The organism is Streptomyces sp. NPDC055078, from assembly GCF_053607985.1.
In genome coordinates this window covers 1-2,449 of record NZ_JBSGUP010000925.1, presented here as the reverse complement: position 1 = coordinate 2,449, position 2,449 = coordinate 1, and the positions used below count along the sequence as shown (strand labels likewise).

Here is a 2,449-nt window from a genome sequence, read left to right as displayed (position 1 = left end):
ACTCGAAGCGAAGATCATCGAGCTGGACAAGAACCGCAACAACGTGGTGCTGTCCCGCCGTGCCTGGCTGGAGCAGACCCAGTCCGAGGTCCGCCAGACGTTCCTCACCACGCTCCAGAAGGGGCAGGTCCGCTCCGGTGTGGTGTCCTCGATCGTCAACTTCGGTGCCTTTGTGGACCTGGGCGGCGTCGACGGTCTGGTGCATGTCTCCGAGCTGTCCTGGAAGCACATCGACCATCCCTCCGAGGTGGTCGAGGTCGGCCAGGAGGTCACGGTCGAGGTCCTCGACGTCGACATGGACCGCGAGCGGGTCTCGCTGTCGCTGAAGGCGACGCAGGAGGATCCCTGGCAGCAGTTCGCCCGTACCCACCAGATCGGTCAGGTCGTCCCGGGCAAGGTCACCAAGCTGGTGCCGTTCGGTGCGTTCGTCCGGGTCGACGAGGGTATCGAGGGCCTGGTCCACATCTCCGAGCTGGCCGAGCGCCATGTGGAGATCCCGGAGCAGGTCGTCCAGGTCAACGACGAGATCTTCGTCAAGGTCATCGACATCGACCTCGAACGGCGCCGGATGTCCCTGTCGCGGAAGCGGGCCGACGAGCTGATGGGCGCCGATCCGGCGTCGGTCGAGTTCGACCCGACCCTGTACGGGATGGCCGCGTCCTACGACGATCAGGGCAACTACATCTACCCCGAGGGCTTCGACCCGGAGACCAACGACTGGCTCCCCGGCTTCGAGACCCAGCGCGAGGTGTGGGAGACCCAGTACGCCGAGGCACAGCAGCGCTTCGAGCAGCACCAGGCCCAGGTGCTGGACCTCCGGGCGGCCGAGGCGGCCGAGCGGTCGGAGCAGGCCGAGCAGGCCGAGCAGGCCGACGAGACCCTGGAGGGCCGGGGCCCCGAGCCGGAGACCCCGTACCGCATCCGGGGGATCACGGGCGAGGTCCACGGGACGATCCATGACACCTGGTCGCGCCACCGCTGAGCCGTCGTGCCCCGGCCGCCCGCGGCGCGACACGCTTCGGCGGGCCCCCGGTCGGTGCGATCGTGGCTACGGAACGGCCCTCAGGGCCTGACCGCCCGCAGCACCACGAACCGGGGGTCGCTCGCCATGACCTCGCAGTTGCCGAAGAGCCGGCGCAGCCGTACGTGATAGCCGAGGTGGCGGTTGCCGACCACCCACAGCTCGCCCCCGGGCCGCAGCGCCCGGCGTGCCCCTTCGAACATGCGGCGGGCCGTCGAGTCCGTGGTCGCCCGGTGGGAGTGGAACGGCGGATTGTTCAGGACCAGATCGGCCGAGCCGTCCGGGATGACGGTCGTCCCGTCGCCGACGATGAACTCCACGGGGGCCCCGGACGCCACATTCTCCCGGTAGGTGGCCTCGGCCGAGGCCACGGCCGAGAACGACTCGTCCACGAAGGTCACCGCGGCCTGCGGATTGGCGAGCGCGGCGGCCGTGCCGACCACGCCGTTGCCGCAGCCGAGATCCACCACCCGCTCGGGCCCCCGGCGTGCCGGGAGGGCGGCCAGGAAGAACCGGGTGCCGATGTCGAGCCGGTCGGCGCAGAAGATGCCCGCGTGATTGATCACGGTCCGGCCCGCCAGCGCCCCCGTGTCGTCGGGGAGTGTGTACCGCAGCGGCCAGGGGCTGGGGGTCTTCGCGATCGTGGTGGCCGGTGTGCAGAAGATCAGCCGGGCCTTCTTCACCGCGAGCGAGGTCCGCGTCGGGCCGATGATCCGCTCGAACAGCCGCAGGGTGGAGGTGTGGATCTCGGTGACCATCCCGGTCCCCACCACCACGGTCCCGGCGTGCACGGCGGGCGCGAGCCGGTGCAGCTGGTCCTCCAGCAGCGCCAGGCTCTTGGGCACCCGTACCAGCAGGACATCGATCCGCTCGGGCGGTGCCTCCCGGGCGGACAGCAGCCGTACCGCCGTCGCGTCGAAACCGTTCCGGGCCAGATTCGCCCGGGTCGCCTCCTGCCCGAGGAAGGAGTCGGTGATCTGTACCGGGCCGTACCCGGCCAGTGAGACGGACAGCGCGCCCCACCGGTCGCCGACGACGACCACCGCACCCGACAGCTCGGCGGGCTTCTCGCCCTCGGCGAGATGGCGCAGCAGATACTCGTCGGCGGCGTCCCAGGCGCGGAGGGAGTCGCGGGAGTCCTCGGGGAAGCGGGCGAGTGAGAGGTCGCCCCATGGCGTGATCAGACGGTTCATCGTGCGATCAGGCTAGCCGAGCGCGGGACCGGCGGAACCCGCTGGCCTGCGGACCTCCCTGCCGTACGGGCCGTGCGGGGGCGTCGTACGAACCGTGAGGTGTGTCATACGGATGTGCCCGGAAGGCACGCGCCGCCCGCCCGCGAAGGGCCACGGCGAAGGGCTCCCGAAGGGCTGACCGCGAGGGCTGACGGCGAAGGGCCCACGGCGAGGGGTCCACGGCGAAGGGCCCGAC

At 70.8% G+C, this 2,449-nt stretch carries 1 protein-coding gene and 1 pseudogene; one reads left to right on the top strand and one right to left on the bottom strand.

The window, feature by feature from the left end; all coding sequences use genetic code 11:
* Nucleotides 1-871 (top strand): annotated as a pseudogene (locus ACWF94_RS38645) (S1 RNA-binding domain-containing protein); the annotation flags it as partial.
* Nucleotides 872-1,062: 191 nt separating this feature from the next.
* Here the strand turns inward: ACWF94_RS38645 and ACWF94_RS38640 are convergent.
* Nucleotides 1,063-2,214 (bottom strand): methyltransferase, encoded by a 1,152-nt coding sequence (locus tag ACWF94_RS38640; RefSeq protein WP_453499678.1) that lies wholly within the window; start codon nt 2,212-2,214, stop codon nt 1,063-1,065.
* Nucleotides 2,215-2,449 lie beyond the last annotated feature (235 nt).